The organism is Pseudomonas migulae (genome assembly GCF_024169315.1).
Taxonomy (GTDB): Bacteria; Pseudomonadota; Gammaproteobacteria; order Pseudomonadales; family Pseudomonadaceae; genus Aquipseudomonas; species Aquipseudomonas migulae_B.
The window spans coordinates 1,006,543-1,022,680 of record NZ_JALJWR010000001.1 but is presented as its reverse complement, the minus strand read 5'-3'; the positions used below and the strand labels follow the sequence as shown (position 1 = coordinate 1,022,680).

At 48.4% G+C, this 16,138-nt stretch carries 20 protein-coding genes; 4 read left to right on the top strand and 16 right to left on the bottom strand.

Annotated elements, in window-relative coordinates; all coding sequences use genetic code 11:
* Window positions 1-2: 2 nt before the first annotated feature.
* The gene (locus tag J2Y86_RS04705) at window positions 3-365 is read right to left on the bottom strand and encodes a histone-like nucleoid-structuring protein, MvaT/MvaU family (RefSeq protein WP_253428585.1); all 363 of its coding nucleotides are present in this window, start codon (window positions 363-365) and stop codon (window positions 3-5) included.
* 56 nt (window positions 366-421) lie between these two features.
* Window positions 422-1,462 carry a hypothetical protein gene (locus tag J2Y86_RS04700; protein WP_253428584.1) on the bottom strand — a complete coding sequence of 347 codons (1,041 nt, stop codon included), beginning with the start codon at window positions 1,460-1,462 and terminating at the stop codon, window positions 422-424.
* A gap of 437 nt (window positions 1,463-1,899) precedes the next feature.
* On the opposite strand from J2Y86_RS04700, the gene J2Y86_RS04695 reads away from it, so the two are divergent.
* From J2Y86_RS04695 to J2Y86_RS04680, 4 genes are all read left to right on the top strand, one after another.
* A complete protein-coding gene (locus J2Y86_RS04695) occupies window positions 1,900-2,268 on the top strand; it encodes a hypothetical protein (RefSeq protein ID WP_253428583.1) in 369 nt (122 codons plus the stop codon).
* A gap of 22 nt (window positions 2,269-2,290) precedes the next feature.
* Window positions 2,291-3,739, top strand: coding sequence for a relaxase/mobilization nuclease domain-containing protein (locus J2Y86_RS04690; RefSeq protein ID WP_253428582.1), 1,449 nt, complete (start codon window positions 2,291-2,293; stop codon window positions 3,737-3,739).
* A 338-nt stretch (window positions 3,740-4,077) separates the two neighbouring features.
* Window positions 4,078-4,668 carry a hypothetical protein gene (locus J2Y86_RS04685; protein WP_253428581.1) on the top strand — a complete coding sequence of 197 codons (591 nt, stop codon included), beginning with the start codon at window positions 4,078-4,080 and terminating at the stop codon, window positions 4,666-4,668.
* A gap of 102 nt (window positions 4,669-4,770) precedes the next feature.
* Complete coding sequence (locus J2Y86_RS04680; RefSeq protein ID WP_253428579.1) at window positions 4,771-5,472, top strand: hypothetical protein; 702 nt, start codon at window positions 4,771-4,773, stop codon at window positions 5,470-5,472.
* 166 nt (window positions 5,473-5,638) lie between these two features.
* Here J2Y86_RS04680 and J2Y86_RS04675 read toward each other — a convergent pair whose 3' ends face one another.
* The 14 genes from J2Y86_RS04675 to J2Y86_RS04615 form a co-directional block, all read right to left on the bottom strand.
* Complete coding sequence (locus J2Y86_RS04675; protein WP_253428577.1) at window positions 5,639-5,995, bottom strand: hypothetical protein; 357 nt, start codon at window positions 5,993-5,995, stop codon at window positions 5,639-5,641.
* Between the two features lie 217 nt (window positions 5,996-6,212).
* Entirely contained in the window at window positions 6,213-6,797 is a 585-nt protein-coding gene (locus tag J2Y86_RS04670; protein ID WP_253428575.1) for a hypothetical protein, read from the bottom strand.
* Entirely contained in the window at window positions 6,794-8,065 is a 1,272-nt protein-coding gene (umuC, locus tag J2Y86_RS04665) for a translesion error-prone DNA polymerase V subunit UmuC (RefSeq protein ID WP_253428573.1), read from the bottom strand. Before umuC ends, J2Y86_RS04670 begins: the two co-directional genes overlap by 4 nt.
* Window positions 8,062-8,253 (bottom strand): hypothetical protein, encoded by a 192-nt coding sequence (locus J2Y86_RS04660; RefSeq protein WP_253428565.1) that lies wholly within the window; start codon window positions 8,251-8,253, stop codon window positions 8,062-8,064. Before J2Y86_RS04660 ends, umuC begins: the two co-directional genes overlap by 4 nt.
* Complete coding sequence (locus J2Y86_RS04655; RefSeq protein ID WP_253428563.1) at window positions 8,250-8,690, bottom strand: LexA family protein; 441 nt, start codon at window positions 8,688-8,690, stop codon at window positions 8,250-8,252. The genes J2Y86_RS04660 and J2Y86_RS04655 overlap by 4 nt, the downstream gene beginning before the upstream one ends.
* 96 nt (window positions 8,691-8,786) lie before the next feature.
* Window positions 8,787-9,011, bottom strand: a complete 225-nt coding sequence (locus J2Y86_RS04650; protein ID WP_253428561.1) for an AbrB/MazE/SpoVT family DNA-binding domain-containing protein — start codon at window positions 9,009-9,011, stop codon at window positions 8,787-8,789.
* Between the two features lie 94 nt (window positions 9,012-9,105).
* On the bottom strand, window positions 9,106-9,357 hold the full coding sequence (gene lysC, locus J2Y86_RS30330) for an Rz1-like lysis system protein LysC (RefSeq protein WP_437180678.1): 252 nt from the start codon (window positions 9,355-9,357) through the stop codon (window positions 9,106-9,108).
* Window positions 9,293-9,631, bottom strand: coding sequence for a hypothetical protein (locus J2Y86_RS04645; protein WP_253428559.1), 339 nt, complete (start codon window positions 9,629-9,631; stop codon window positions 9,293-9,295). The genes lysC and J2Y86_RS04645 overlap by 65 nt, the downstream gene beginning before the upstream one ends.
* Window positions 9,628-9,873 (bottom strand): hypothetical protein, encoded by a 246-nt coding sequence (locus tag J2Y86_RS04640; protein WP_253428557.1) that lies wholly within the window; start codon window positions 9,871-9,873, stop codon window positions 9,628-9,630. Before J2Y86_RS04640 ends, J2Y86_RS04645 begins: the two co-directional genes overlap by 4 nt.
* A 4-nt stretch (window positions 9,874-9,877) precedes the next feature.
* On the bottom strand, window positions 9,878-10,966 hold the full coding sequence (locus J2Y86_RS04635; protein ID WP_253428555.1) for a hypothetical protein: 1,089 nt from the start codon (window positions 10,964-10,966) through the stop codon (window positions 9,878-9,880).
* A 118-nt stretch (window positions 10,967-11,084) separates the two neighbouring features.
* Window positions 11,085-11,720: a hypothetical protein gene (locus J2Y86_RS04630; RefSeq protein WP_253428553.1), complete on the bottom strand. Its 636-nt coding sequence runs from the start codon at window positions 11,718-11,720 to the stop codon at window positions 11,085-11,087.
* A complete protein-coding gene (locus J2Y86_RS04625) occupies window positions 11,717-12,424 on the bottom strand; it encodes a hypothetical protein (protein ID WP_253428551.1) in 708 nt (235 codons plus the stop codon). Before J2Y86_RS04625 ends, J2Y86_RS04630 begins: the two co-directional genes overlap by 4 nt.
* On the bottom strand, window positions 12,417-12,764 hold the full coding sequence (locus J2Y86_RS04620; protein WP_253428550.1) for a hypothetical protein: 348 nt from the start codon (window positions 12,762-12,764) through the stop codon (window positions 12,417-12,419). The genes J2Y86_RS04625 and J2Y86_RS04620 overlap by 8 nt, the downstream gene beginning before the upstream one ends.
* 38 nt (window positions 12,765-12,802) lie before the next feature.
* On the bottom strand, window positions 12,803-15,994 hold the full coding sequence (locus J2Y86_RS04615) for a phage tail tape measure protein (protein WP_253428548.1): 3,192 nt from the start codon (window positions 15,992-15,994) through the stop codon (window positions 12,803-12,805).
* Window positions 15,995-16,138 lie beyond the last annotated feature (144 nt).

Here is a 16,138-nt window from a genome sequence, read left to right as displayed (position 1 = left end):
AATTACTGAAGCCAGGACTCTACTTCTGACGAGCCGTGCTCGGTTTTCCACTCTTTCAGGAGTTTGTGGTTACCACCTTTGGTCTCAATCACTTCGCCGGTGTGAGGGTTCTTGTAGCGCTTCACAGCGCGGGCTTTGCGAACCAGCTTGGCTTCGGCTGGCTTGGCAGTGCTGCGACGTGCAGAGGGATCGAGCAAGCCGATGATTGCAGGCAGGGCAACGTTGTATTCCGCCATCAGTGCCCGAAGCTTGCCTTCGAACTCAATTTCGCGTTTCAGTCCGTCATCGTTTTTCATGGCATCGAGCTGACGCATTTGTTCTGCGAGCTGGGCTTCGAGGGCTTTGAATTCTGCAATCTTCGACATTTGTTGATCTCGATATTTTGATGTGTTGGGTGAGCCGTCCTTGGCCTAGTGTTCTATCAAACTGACTTTAGTGCATCGATTTGCCCGAGGATAGTCGCGTTGAACTCGTTCGCGAGAGCGACTTCACTTTTATATTTTTCGAGCGTCTCAAGCGTCAATTCAGACGGTGGCTTAGGAACGATTAGCTGCGATTCTAGCTGTCGAACGATCTCCAGTAGGCCTGGGCTGTACTCGCGCTGTGAGCGGATAACCTGAGTGATCAGAGGGGCTTGGACAAACGCCTTTGAAGATTGATCTTCTTCAGTCAGTTGCTGTTCGAGAGCGCTTATTTCAGTATCTAGTTTATCAATCAATGCCTGAATTGCATCGACGCTGTCAGGTTCTTTTTTCAGCCGCATGTTGAGATCGCGTCGGTCGATCCGTGCGTTGTCTAGCAGGATTTTTGTACGCTCTGCGGAAGACATTTTGGATAGCTCATCGTCAATGTCCTTCTTTATTTGCTCAATATCCCGCTGATAATAAGCAACGCGCTCGCGGGACGACATAGCAGGACGACCGAGGCCGTCATAGGCAGGCGATGAGGTCTCATCGATAGCCGCCATAGCGTCTTCCAGATGTTTTAGCTTGCGGCGCAAATGGCGAAACTTCCTGCCAATTTCGCTAATTCCTGGGCGACCTGGGCCTTTCTCGCGGAGACGTTCGCCTTTTTCAATAATGTCGGCTTCCGAGATTTCATCACGGCCAAGCTGTTTTTCGAATTCTCGCAGTTCTGCTAGTTTTTCGTTGTAAGCCACTTCGGCCCTTTGGCGCAGGGTTTTCAGAGGTACAGGAGGACGCCCCATTCGCTTATTGCCCTGGCGTTCAGCCTCGACATCATCTTCATTTTTTTCAAGAAGCTCTTGCCATTTCCAGTACAAAACGCCGCATTTATCTACGAGCTTGTCCGTCTCTGCCTTTCTCGGGCGCATTTTTGTTGCCTCCTGAAGCCTTGAATCACAGGGCTTTTGGCCAAACGCTCCACGCAACATTCGGAAGAATGGGTGTGACGTTGGGGGTTCAATACGCAAAGGTTTTACTGAAAGTGCATGCTCTTCCATCGTGTTACTCCGCTTTTTCCTATGCCAGTTCTACGTTTTCAGGCATGCACTTCACTTCTAATTTTCATGACTCATAAGGGAGGTTGGGGCTACACACCAACCTGCTGGTCCATTTCAGCGTTAGCTGGCTCAAACACGTATGTGGGAAAGAGCCGACTTTACGCTATGAAAACCATCACCTTCCTCAAAGCATAGTAGAAAGAGGATAGATTGCAAGAAAATAATTATTAAAAATTAATAAAGCTTCAAAAAAGTCAATACTAAAGTGATATAATATTTTTATTGACTCGAAATGCAAGCTATGTCTCACAGCCCCGTGATACCTCGTTCCTCGATCCACTGGGCGTTCGACGGCTTCTGCTCAAACCCTCCGGGTTCTGCGCAATTCAAATCAAAAAACTAAAAGCCAAAAATAAAAATAATAAATGGTGAGCGACATGTCGAAGGTATTGATTAAAAACAAGGGCGGGGCACCTCGTAAAGAAATCCGTCAGAGCAAGGCATTCAAGGTGTATTTAACCCAGGATGAGTTCAGTGTAATCAAAGGCGTAAGCGAGGAATTGGGTTACCCAACGATATCTGGTCTTCTTAGAGAGAAGATCCTTGAGTTTTGCAGCAAGGGTAGAATCTCAACGGCGAACAACCCCAACATCCAAGCTGCTGCTGCTTATTTAGGGGATCTGGCATTCTCAGGTCATGTATTGGTCCAGTTCTCTCAACAGTACAGCCTGCCTGAAGATGTACTGGAGTCAATTCGAGGGCTGCCTTCGAAGATAGAAACAATAGAAAGCTTCCTAACACAATAAAAATAATAAAAAGGAGCAACAAATGATTAATGAACAATTGGAATATTCAGAGACTTCGGAAAATCGGGTCTCGTACATTTTTGCGGAATTGGAAAAAGATCGGGAGAAGCGTCCGTTCGTTGAATTCTTGGGCGGAAATATAATTGCTAACGATCCATTCATTCGCAGTACGAACAGTGACGGAACTGAAACCGTCGAAGTCGATACATCTCCTATTGCGAACGAACTGAATGGTCACGCCGGAAAATACAAAGGCTCTTCGAAGCACCTATTTGCGCACTATGTTCTTTCGCTCGCTGAGGGCGAGTCACTTGGTAAAAAGGAATTGCTGGACTGCGCTAAACACTACATGCAGGCGATGGGTTACGGAAAAGGCGCGAAATGGGTTGCTAGCGTTCACAACGACACTGACAATCAACACATTCACATAGTGGCTTGTAGAGCGCAGATGATTCACGGAGATGTTGCTCCAAACGGAAAGCCTCGTCCGCCTCAATTCTCTATCGTTAGTGATAGCAACGGATATAAAAAAGGCTGGGAGGCATGCAGAGAACTTGAACTGAAATATAATTTGAAGGTCGTTGAAAATCCTGACCAGTGCTTTGGCAAAAATGGAGACCTGTTTAGAAAGGGTAGCGATCAAGCAAAAATACTCAGAGGGATTTTCGGTGACCTGTGGAAGCAAGACAAGCCAAAAACTTTTTCGGAGCTAGTACTGAAGTTAAATGAAAGGGGAGTCCTTACCCAGGTAAAAGCTGAGCCGAATAACCCTGATCACATTAAAGGAATTTTGTTCAAACTCAACCGCCCAGATGGGAGATGGATCTCTGGATCAAAGCTGAAAGCCACTCGCTTTACATTCGACCAGCTGATTCTGAAAGAAGGCATAAACTACAGCCCTACTCGTGATAACGCCTTGCTTGGCTTACCTCCCACAGCTTACACGCTCGTACAGAACGCAAAGAGCACCATGCCTACGTACCAAGAGGCTGGAGGCATGACTGCGTTACGGCGTGTCTACGTCAAGCTTCCATCCAACAACGCACGCGTACGATCATACGTAAAGAATCGGGGGCGGTTGTTTGGCCTCTATGCAGATTCAGGCTCAAGCTACCTGGGGTTCAATGCCTCGTTCCATTTGCGCCTAATAAAGAAATCCAGAAGCGAGGTTGAAATCGAAATTGAGGCCGAGCGTGTCGCAAGAATAATGAAAATGATGCTCGCTATTATCAAACGAGCGATTGATGATTTCTTTGATGGCCTTGAAGTGGAGTTCGACGAGATGGCTCCGTCGAATGAAATGCCAGATACAGCCTACCGGCTAAATGTGCCAGTCATGCTCGACCTTTCTGAGGATGACCTGGAAGATGTTATGGAGCTGGATGTTGAAGAAGAGGTTAAAAAGCAAATGAAGTATCTGACAATCCTCTGCAAGGGTCTCGATGAGCCAGATCTGAAGCTAGAGGCGTAACCAAAGCCGGGATCTTCCCGGTTTTCTTTGCCCCCAAATAAAACAAAACCCCGGAGCCCACGGAGGCTACAACGGGGTTTATCAGCGCCCAGGTATATTTAGGCAAAAGTTGTACTTCAAATTCGATGAAACGTAAGTCCGTTTTGCCGTCTTTCCGGCTGTCAGAATCATGCTTTAAAAGGATTTTTAGGACCTCCGTTTCATTCTTCTATTATAAATTCACTTAACGTTATATTCAATGTTTTTCGCAAATATATCGTTAAAGTATTGCCTCTCCATCCTTTTCAATTTATTATAACGTAGTAAGATGTCCTCCCAATAATAGTTGCCAACAATAATTGATCCAGATCCCAGAGAATTTAGCATCTCTCGGGCGTGAAGAGCTTCTAAGCTTCGCGATGGAGGTTAAAAAGCAACAGTTATTAATTAATTTTAATGAGTACAACAGACTTAAGTATTCCGCTCCTCCTGCCCCTGATGGCATCACCAAAATTCCGAAGCCGCCGATCCCATTCTCCAGCTGGTTTGAGCTGAGAATGTTTGAAACGCATCTCGTAAACCTAGAGTACGAACCGCTCACGATTGATTACACTCGCAAGCATCGATACACACCTGACTCAATTATCCCAGGCACCAACATACTTGTTGAACTCAAAGGCGCATTTGAGAAAGACGAACCCGGTAAATATGAGTCTGTGACAGAGCAGGGCGGCTTCGCATTTCTTTTTGTTTTCCAGCGCCGTGGTACGGAAATCGCCTGGAAGAAACCGAGGAAGGACGGATCTCGGTTGTTACATGAAGAGTGGGTTGCTTACCATCACAAACGCGGCATGCCTTTCTACTGCACTTTCGAAGATGAATTTGCTGATTTCAAAAAGAGCAGAGCGTTCTCAGAGATAATTAAGCGTCACAAAATAACGCAACATTGAAATTTATTAAAAATATTTACTTATTTTAATGTGTGTGCGTTAGAACCTAAATATGACGTGTTATACTGTAAGCATAAGAACAACAATAAGGAGTAACATGTTATGTATATTCGGATGACTCAAAACTGCGACAGAGTAGTTATTCTCAAATCAGTCTCTACCGCCGTTGTTGCTTTCGACGCGGACCAGAAACCCCTCAAGGGCGTCCGCAAAAGCACGACTGAGCAAGTCGCCTCATTCGATCTTATTGAGCCAATCAGCCACCCAGAAATTCCCGTTGAGAAAGCCTCCGAATTCGAATCATGGCGAGCCCTTCAGATCAGCAGAATTCACAAGGCATTCATTGAGTCAGCTGCTACCGGAAAGCTTGGCGGTACACCATTGCTGAAAACTCGGTCATCCCAAGGTGACCAATCGGCCAAAGTAGGTGAGTTCAGCGGCATCATCGAGCCGATCATAGAAGTCCAGGCAGGGTTGATAAAGGGTGCGATGACGGGGCAGAGAAGCGAACCAGCTTTCCCGAAAGGGCCAATCGATGGAGTTGATGCACAGTCCATCATTAGCTCGATTTTGGAAATCTCCTCAAGAATCCTTAGGCATCAGCATCGCACTGGGCTAAAGGGTGACGACTTGTATACCGTGGACGAGCTGCTGGATATTCGCGCCGCGTGGTCAGCCCTTGGCGCATGCATGGAAGACAACGTAACCGGGCAAGGTAAAATTGAAGGTCCACGCAATGGACGCATTGCTGCGAATGAGGGCAGAGCGATGTTCAAAGATCTCAGGAAGAGCATCACAGGTTGATCATCAAGGCCCGTTCAGAACGGGCTTTTTTACGCCTGGAACAATCTGCTTACACACGCCGGCATGTGCTACCAAATTGTTCCTGAAAATCCACTGAGAGCAGGCTCATTTGGCATTTTCAAACCTCTGAAAACGGACGCAGCGTTACGTCCCCAGGGCGTAAGAATCAGCGTGATTGCTTGATGCATCTTTGGCAAAGCTTCCACACCCAGCCATCGATCACTTCTTTGGTAGCGGGGTACTCGCCACAGCGCTGACAAATATGGCTTGTCGCTGCTTCAATGGCATAACCAAGCGTTTTAATGTGCGGAGGGGCAAAGAAGCAATCGACTCGCAAGAAGCCTTGTTCAGGTCGGCAGACGATTTCAGTGTCGCAATCTTCGCTAGCAACCCTGATCGCGTTCGCAAAGCTTTGCCAGCCTCGATAATTCTCACCAAGCCAAGCATTTTCAGATTCGATGTTGGGCAGCATGTGCCGAATTGACGCAAGCGGATCGACCGGTTTTTCTCCATCAGCACTCACGTTCAGACCCCTTGTTTGACAACAAAAAAGCTTTGGATATGGTTAGCTGCTACGAGAAATCTGGGTTTTCGCATGGCCCATAGGTCTGTTGATTTCGCATAGAGACGTTTTTGACAGGGTAGATTTATTGGATAGGGTTGTAGCGGTTTACCTGGCTTTCATTAGAGCGATCGGCACCGACCCTCAAACCCGCTGGCCAGCTTACGGCGAAGCCGTGTTAGAACTTGATGTTGTCCCAGTTGATGAAGAAGCCAAGTGGACGGATGAGACCATCGACTGCACCGGCTACGCGTTCATTCACTAGCCAATCCCTAGGCGAGTAGCTGATGGCGACCGCCAGGATCAGCTGTTCTTCCGACAGCTCTGCTGGATCAAAAGGCCAGATTTGAATTTGCGCTACATTCGTATCAGCGAAATCGTGCTCGGAGTTTTCATCCTCCAGAACGATATCCTTGCCTCGTTTGAACTCTTCGAGATCGTAGACAGAGATGGCATATGTTTTCTGTGGACCGTCAGCAAGCATCGTTCTTTCGCTGAGAAAGCTGTCGCCGACTTCGGTCAATGACACCCCATTATGCGTGCGAACCTCAGGATCAGCCTCCTCGGTTTTTTCGAAATAACCTCTTCCCATGACGACCCCACGTGGGCCGCGCACATGAAAATCTGCCAGCCTCGGTGTTGATACGTAGTCTTTGACACGCTCGATATCAATCAACCCCTCCGGCGATTTTGGGTGGTACTGCATTGCATTCAGCAGCTTTTTCAGCAGGTCAGGCTCATTGGCCATTACTCTGTTAATCATGCGTTGATCCTCATAACGTCTTCCCATCTGGTTGTGTAATTTTTGCCAAGCAACTGCTGCTTCATCTGCCAAGGCGCGACAGCTGGCTCGCTCGCGAAGCGAACAGATCCTCGCCCGTGAATCATGTTTATTCTGTCGAGCACTGTCATTAGTTGTTCGCTGTTTTTTCGCTTGGGCTGTGCGAAAAGATCGTCAGTGAACATGCCGGGGTCGAAGAATTGAGAGAGAATCACACCGGCCTTTGCATACTTTGGCCCGTCAATATAGATCTGCTGCAATCCGGCCAGTGCAGCCTCCATCAGGTCGCGAGTGTCAAAACTAGGATACGCCAGGGGAATGCTCACGGATCTGGCATAAGGCATACTGTTCGTATCGAAAGGGCTAGTCCGCACGAACACTTGAACACAGGCTGCGTACTGATTTTGTGCCCGCAGCTTCCGCGAAGCGTTGGCAACAAAGGTCGATATTGCTGAGCGAAGGCCATCTAGTGTCGTCACTCTCTGGCTAAAGCTACGCGTACACGCAATCATCTGTTTGGGCGTAACGTCTTCCTCCAGCTCGTAGCAATACTCACCAGACAACTCACGGGCCGTCTTCTCAACGTTGATATTGAAATGCCTACGCACCGTTTTTTTGTCGAATGTCGCCAGATCCCACGCCTTCGTAATGCCCATCAGCTCAAGGCGTTTATTGAGCTGTCTACCAATGCCCCAGATCTCACCAACGTCTGCGAAGCGAAGGAGCTTTTCCCGCTTAATGGGATCAACGAGATCGACCACAGCGCTGGTTTTTGTCTTCCATTTTTTGCTCGCCCAATTCGCGAGTTTGGTCAGTGATTTCGTCGTGGAGATGCCGACACCAACAGGGATTCCGACTTCGCGGTAAACGGTATCTCGGAGATGTCTGCCGAAGCTTTCCAGCTCGCGATCAGGGATGCCACTGAGGTCCAGCCACCCTTCATCGATTGAGTAAACTTCGACTTGGGGCGCCTCCCTGCGCAACACGCTCATCACTCTGTTTGACAGATCTTGGTACAGCGCGTAATTGCTCGAAACGCAGATCAAGCCTTTTCGCTCAACGAGATCGCGAAGCTCGAAATAAGGCTGGCCCATTTTCACACCAAGGGCTTTCGCTTCATCACTCCGACTCACAGCGCACCCGTCGTTATTCGAAAGCGCGACGACTGGCTTGCCCAGCAATTCAGGGCGAAACAAGCGTTCAGCGGATACGTAGAAACAGTGGCAATCAACGAGTCCAAATCTTTTCATTGGTCATCCTTGGGTTCCAGCAGGCCGAGTTGTTGATGGCAGCCCATTTCCGATTTCAGTGCATTGAGATGCTCTACACCCTGGTTATTCAGCTCAATAATTTCGTCGGCGGTGAGGGTGTTTTCTATGTAAATTTTCAACTGCTCGCTCGACCACTTCATCTGTAGAAGCTGCTGAAAAGTAATCATGCAAATGCTCCTCGCAGTGGGTGCAAGTTGAACGTCACAACGCCCCAGATCTCGACCTCTTCATCATCACCCACGCGAATAGGAGCGCACGATGGGTTTTCGGCCTGAAGCATCGGCACACCGTTCGAAATGGTGTAAGTCTTCACCGTGAATTCGCTGCCAATTCGAGCAACGATCACATCGCCCTGGGCGGGCGTCAGGGCTCGATTAATGATCAGAAAATCGCGGTCGAAAATACCTTTGCCCGTCATCGATTTTCCAGTTGCGCGGCCCACGAACATTGAGGGTGCGCGCATGCCGACAAGCTCATCGAGCGACAAAGAAGGTTCTTCGTGATCGAGCCCTGGTGAGGGAAAGCCACAGGCTAGCTGGCCGAGCTGCTGCATTAGCTCGGGTTCATCAGACGGAACAAGAGGGCGGACATCAACTGCTTTCATGGAATCACGCGCGAATACTGGACATCTATACAGTATAGGATGGATTACGCAATCGCCAAGAGCATTGAGACGAGTAACCTGATGGGCAGCGACCGTTTACTTCGATTCTTTTCCTACCGGAGGCATGGCTTCCCATTCACGGATGATTGAATCTGGTGGCGTATCAGCCAGCAGCTCATCCAGAGAGTATTTGTGGGGAGAGATGAGAAGACGACCCTCGGGATCTACTTCGATGCTGACAGCGCATCCAGCAGGAAACGCATCGCGCAGGTGTTGCGGAATTTGAATTCGGCATTCTGAATCAACCGTGACTTTGATCATGACGGCAGCCTGCGCCAGGAGGAGTACCCAAGACTATAAACCGCTGGCCAGCTTCGGCAACGCCGGGATGGGTTGTTGCCAAAAAGCCCAGGGCTCACCTAGGCGCCTCGGACCATGACTTGATCGCGAGCTTGTCAGCGTTGCACTGATCAAGCGCTGCATCGTAATCGAAGAGCCTGAAGGCTGCATCACGCCACGTTTGTATATTGGCGGTTCCTGGGCTGTCAGTGAGCTGGTAGAGCAGGGGAGAAGGCTTCAGGAGCCTTTCCTGGGGCACATACTCAACCTTGGGTGTGCTGCACGCTGCCAAACAGATCGGCAGGCACAGGATTATCCAAACACGCATCATCCTTGATCTCCATAAGATTTTTCTTCCTTTTGTCCAGCTTGGTGGCAACGGATTTGTATTGGGCATCCCGAAGCAGCAGGGCCTTCTCGCTGATATCCAATTCACGCTCCAGGCCCTCTGCGTAAAGCCTGGTTCCGCGTTCATTAAACCGCGATGCAGCCAGTTCTTCCGCTAGACCCTGAGCCTTTTTATCGCTGCGGGATGACTGCCAGAACGCGACACCGGTCAACACGAGAAGAATGGCTACAACGCCAATCAAAAAACGAGTCACACCCCGGCTCCTGGATCAGCCTTTTTATGCCATTTATCATCGAGTGTCGCGAATCCCAGGTATCCAGTAACGATGCCACCGAACGCAAAAATCAGCGTGTTCAATACGCTTGTCGATTTATCCATGTTTTCAGGCAATAAAAACGAGCCTGCGGCGATGCCAATTAGGGCAAATAAACTAATCCATGCCATTAAACGTCTTGTTTTCCATCTGGTTCTGGAACAAACATCCTTGCTTTCCATATGCTTACTCTTCTTTCCTTATAAAGTAGCCTTCCATTGTCAGCATTGGGGAGTACTTATCAACATACCAACTAGTTTCCAAGGTTCTTCCTACGCTTCTTCTGTAGAATATTATATCTAAATCTTTTCTGTTGCGTAAGTAAGGTGAGTCTAGTAATCCAGTAAAAAATGGTACGGCATCATAACGCACGCCCAGTTCGTAATCTTTTCCATATTGATAAGTTGGTTTTTGAACGCTATGGAAGAACGTGCTAAATGATCGTGATAAATATCGGGTTTCTCGATAGCCGTTCGAGTGCAAAAAGGTGTATTCGTCATAATCCCTGTAGGTGGCGAGTTTTTTGGCTATCAGATCAGTTTCGGTAATTAAATTGATACCGTTTCCGTATGTATATAGAGTTGCTGAGCCATCCAAAGCCGAGGAGTAGTCCCTGTTGTCAAGGGTGAAGTAAGTCCGGCGAACGTCAATAATATAATTACTTCCGCTGTATTTATAACCGTAGTTGATCGGTGCAAATGCGTAAAATGGACCTTTCCACGGGTCGTAAGGGATTTTTTTTCCATCTTTGTCGGTAGTTGAGATGTGCTTATCGTCAACAACGCCAACTGCGTTAAAAAATCTGCCGATAGAAATGATGTGGTATACGGTTATCTGACCAACAATTTCTCGTAGCCTAGGCTCTTGGGCAAAGCCAATAAGCGTCGGAGAATTCGTAAACGCAAAATCTAGAACAACGTGATCACCCGTCTCGAAGCTGAAAAAGGCATTGTCGCCGAAGTACTTGATAGGGACTCGGGTCCAGTTTTTCTTGTCATGGGGGAAAATCTTGATCCCACCTCGCTCGCCAAAATTACCCGATCCGTAAAGCACGACATCAGCAAACCTGTGGTCGTCGGAGAGCTTGTCGATCACACCGAACCAATACTTGGGCTTGCGAACCTGAGTCCAGCCTAGGTTGAGCTGGTTGTTCAGCCATCCCCAGGGACTGTTCTCCATGGGGCTTGCGACGGCCTCAGCTTGGCCAGAAAACGTGCCTTTCGTAATTACGAACGTAAGCAGGCGTGGATCAGACGCATGCGTGAGCACGGCCACAATGTCGCCAACATTGAAGATGTCAGCAGTGGACAGCGACCAGCAAGTTGCAGTGACGTACGCACTAAGTGAGCGGACTTCAACGACGTACCTAAATTTCGAGACCCGCTCAATGACTCTACCTGGGAGCACAGCGCACCTCCAATTCACTGGTCGAGATTTCTACGCCCATATAAATATTCATCGCTACATAATCTGTACCGTCATAGTTCACTATGTCTCCGGGTTGGAGATCTGAGTTGGTGTTCGATCTTATGGTTACTTCGTCACCATAAAACGCAACATATTTTATATTAGACAGTGAGATGGATTTTGGGGAGGCAGGTTTTGCGTACTCGTATGTGCCAGATATCGTCATTGTTGATTTGTTTGGAGAGAGCGAAGGGGTTACGTCGGTGATTTTTGCACGACTTATTTCAGTTTCGATTTCTGTTCCGTCTGTGAATTTGACAGCCCTGTACACAAACATCATCTGTCCGGCCAATACCTTCCCTTTGTAAGCTGTGCCTCCTGGGACAAAAACGACAAGGGTAGACAGAGCGTCACTACGTAGGTTGGTTTGGAAGCTCTGCATTGGAATCCGAAGGGTGCCAGCAGTTGTCGCAACGTCAACAACGTAGGTAACTCGCAACTCTCTTGCAGTGTCAATAATCGTGCGTCGATTCGACAACGCATAGGATATCTCAAGCTCACCAAAGACAAGTGCTCTCTCGTTTTTGTAACTAATGGACAGCGAGCAAGCGGTATCGATCATGGCACGGTCACGAAGTATTTGAGCTGAGCGATGTTCTCGCTGCTGCCCCTGGTGATGTTCTCAGGCACTACTCGCTTGACGTAAAACCCAGAGGCTCCGCCTGCTGGAACTGGGCCCAGCGGTAGACTGTCAGTGAGGCTCGCATAGGCCCTCATATCAGCGGCTGTCAGACCTACAAGAAATTGGTCGCCACCAGCCGACTGCTCGAAAAATACGCGAACATTCGTAACCGCTACAGAGCCAAGATTCTTGAAATAAACGAAGCGCAGATCAGTCGTGCCCACGGTAGCTTCGTCACTGCTCACGTCGTCAAACAAGGCATTTTTCGAATAGCTGAATTGCACGACGGTTGAACTTATTGAAGAGCCGAGCAGGGCAGCATCCGTGACTTGCACGTTGATGTAGCGGTTGCTTGCAAATGAGAGCGTGTACAGTCCATTGCCAATCGGGGTCACGGACGCAGCGTTGCCGGAGTAGTTTGCCGTTAGCACGTTGTTGACGAAGCTGAGCGCGATATCTGTCGCAGCCGGTATGCCAACAGCCTCAAGGATCACAAGTGCTGTGATAGCGGGCTTGCCGATGTTGTAGACAGGTAGCATCGAGAAAACCTGCTTCGCACTGATAGCACCACCAGTTGAGAGCAGGGGGGTTGTGTTCGTCGGGCCACCGGATAGGAATAGTCCGTATTCTGCTGGATTAGGCATACTGCTCCTCCACATCGAGGTTTAAGTACGACATGGTGGTGCCCTCGTTTAGCTTTTCAACGGAGCAGCGAAACAAGCCATGGATCGAAGAGACCAGTATTTGTGGATAGAGCTGAACTAGCCGACGCACAGCTGACACCGTTTCTTCAGAACCACTGAAGGTCAGACTGAAGCTGCGGTCCTGAATAGAGCTTCCTCGATCTTCGACCACATAGCCCCCATCGAGGGTCTGTACGCGAGAACGTCGCCGAGACGTTTCCCCGAAAGAAGATGTCTCGTAGTCGATGTCGAGAATTACAACTCCTTTTTCGTCAAATCCTTGTGAATGTAATGCAAGCATAATCGTCCTTGATAACTAATACGTTGTAAATTATATCGTTACTTACTAAGCCCAATCAATAAGTTTTGACCTTCCCTAGTGGCTGTAATTTGGGCCTTTTCAACTATATTGGTTAAAACCATAGCTAACGAAGGTTCGAGTCCTTCAGCGGATATCTTTATTTCAGTTTTGCGGGAGTTGGGGTTCTTGAGTTCTTCCAGTTGGATTTTGGAAAGTTCTCTTTTGATATCAGCGATTTCCCTTAAGGTCTTCGAATATGAAAGTGTCTCTTCGTTTAAGTCAGACCTCATTTTGGTCTCTTCCTTCATCGCATCAATAATATCGTCGCGAGCCCAGGTGTCACTGTCGTCCAGTTTAAGTAGAGCGTCAGTTAGGTTGTTAAGCCTATCGCCAGTTGAAGAGAATGAGCTGCTCAGACCTTCAATAGATGCTTTTGCCATTTCAGCAGAGGATTTGATGTCATCAATTCCTGAGCCCATACCTTGCTGAGACGCGCTCGCCACTCCGGCTATGGATGATTTCAGCTGATTCATTTTGGAGCCAGTAGAAGAGGCACTATCTCCAGACTTTTTAAGAGACTCCACTTGTTTGTCTGTAGCCTCTTTGTTTTTTGTAGCTGACTTAGTAGTATCGTCCTGTATGCCAAGTAACTCTTTAAAGTATTTACCAATATCGAGAAGCACCTCGCCAAACTCTACATAGAGATCGTTGCTGTCCTTCTGCATCGCAATCGTCTCAGACCGATATTCCCGCTCATCCTCGATCTGCTCTTTAAGAATTGCTGCGTTTTCTTTAGATAGATGGCCCGAGTTAACCAACAGTCCGTTGAGAGTGTTTAGACGGTCACCGATTCCATTAAACTGTCCGCCCAATGTGGCGACTACGCCAGCGGATTGGGACATCCCGTCGTTCATTTCTTTCAGGAAATCAGTAATTTTTACATCTTTGAAAAGAGACGTTTGAAGTGTCAATTCTTTAGTGCTGGATGCTGCCGTTTCGGCGCTTTTTGATGACTCATCGAGGGCTGTCTTGTTTTCTTCTAGCTTCTCAGTGGATTCCTTTGTCTTATCCCCGGATTCCTTCATCGCGGCAGCGGCTTTCAGGGTGGCTTCGGAATCTTCTTTTTTCTTGGCAATCCACGCATCAAGCTTTACTCGATGGTTTTCCATTGTGATGGTTGTATCGCCAGTTTCATTTTTGTACTTCTCGATCATGGGGGCTGCGTTTTTGAAACTGTCAGCTAGAAGCTCAGTTGCCAGTTGAGCTTCGTTTGTGTAGCCAAAATAGTTCATCACGCTGTCGCGCAAGCCATCCATGCCTTTGCGAACAACTTCAACATTTTCGTACAGCCAAATTCCTGAAGCGCCACCAGCTGCTGCCGCTGCACCAAAAATCCCGGCTTTCGTGAGCGCGTTGAGACCGCCCATTTTTCCCATCAGATCAGTCAATCCGGTGCTGAGTTTTTTGAGATTCCATTTCTCTGGATTCAGCGCATCAATGACCTTTCCACCAGCAACAGCTGCTCCGGTTCCAAGGGTGCCAAACATGTCAGCCAGACCTTTGACAGAGGCTTTGCTTTTGCCTGCGCCGTCGTTCATATCGAGCAGTTTTTTGACAACGCCCCCAAGAGCCAATGCACTGAGTCCAGTACCAATAGCCGAGAGACCATCTCCAAGACCCTCAAGAGCCTTCAACGCGGTGTTCGCTACTTTTGCTATGCCCAGGATCTCTCCGCTACTTTGCTTCGAGGCAATGTCCAAACCGTTGAAAGCTTGGATTCCCGCCTTGATTTGCGTCCAAGCGTTGCCGAATTGCTTAACCATTCCGGAGGTGACATCAACTAGAGATTCGATGCTATCCACGACGAATTGGATTGCAGACGCGACAGCTTTTGGGTCGTTGAGATCAATGCTAAAGGCAGTGCCCAACGAAGCCTGAAGATCTCTCAGGGCACGTTGAAAACCATCGAGGTTGACCATCTCGAAAGCTTTTGGAAATGAGGCTGCAAGCTTGTTGATTTCACCTGCGACGGCACCAGAGAACTCTTTAACAATGCCAAGCAGCTTGGAGAAATTGGCACCATCAACGACTGTTGAAAACGAGTTTACGAGCGACGCATTGGCCCCGATGACGCCTTTCGTCTCTTCGATGTATTTCAGGCCAATTTTGGCAGAAAGGTTGGTTAACGAAGCGCTGAAGCCGTCCAGTGCAAACGAGGCCTTCGTTTTTGCGACTGCAAATTCTTTGTCCATGCTGCCAGCAGAATTGATTGCTGCTTCATAGACCTTCGCTTTTTTGGTCACGTCAGCGAACAGTGTGCCAAAGGTCGCAAAGTGCTCAGTGCCCGCGACAACTGCATTATTTCGAAGCTGTTCGTTTTTCGTGAGCTTAGCGTTAGCCACCCCGTATTGGGCCAGAATTACGGAGCCATCTTTGAGCTTCCCATTAGAATCCGTGAAGGAAATTCCCAGTTTCTTGAATAGCTCGCTTTGCTCCTTGGTGGGGTTAGCCAGGTTTGCAATAACAGCTTTGAGCATGTTGCCGGTTTCAGAGCCGGACCTGTTTACTTCAATAATCATTGCAGCTGATGCGGCGTATTCCTCAAGGCTTAAACCAGAAGCGGAGGCAGCGCTACCAGCCTTCGCGAACGCATCCATCAGCTCGGCCATGGATGCGCCCGAGTTGTTGGAAACATTGTTTAGGATGTCCATGAACTTGCCGGTGTCTTTGACTTTGATGCCAAATCCAGCCATCGATGCGATCAGCTTTTCCGTTACATCTTTCAGCTCCATATCCCCAGCGATGGTCGCTTTCAAAGAGACCTCTGCGAGTTTTAGGGAGTCGCTGATGCTGAAACCAGCCTGACTGAAGACCCCAACAGCCCTGGTGATTTCTGCGTTAGATTTTCCAAACGTTGTACCCAATGCTTCGATCTTGCCTGAGTATTGAGATACCGAGCCTTCAGAGTCTTTGAGTTGTTTCTGCAAGTCGAACTGAGAGTCCTGAAGCTCCATGCCCTGTTTTGTCGTATAAGCAATAACTGCCACGGCGAGAGCGGACAAGGCAAAATTTAGCTTCAGGACGCCATCGGCTACACCCGCAAGTGGGCCAGTAATGGACTGACTGGTTCTCGAAAATCCAGACAGCGCATCACCGGCACTCCTTGCTGTCGGGCTTAGATTGTCGATTCCTTTAAAAGCGATTTCGATAGTTTTACTTACATCTGCCATGTCAACGTCCTGTTAATTTTGCGCTTCCTTGCGCTCTGCATAAAACAAATACCACAGCTGTCTCTCAAACTCAGTCAGGTAGCCTTCCGGAATCAGGTCCGCACGAATTTCGAAAAGGAATCGCTTTCGTCCGTCACAAAGAAA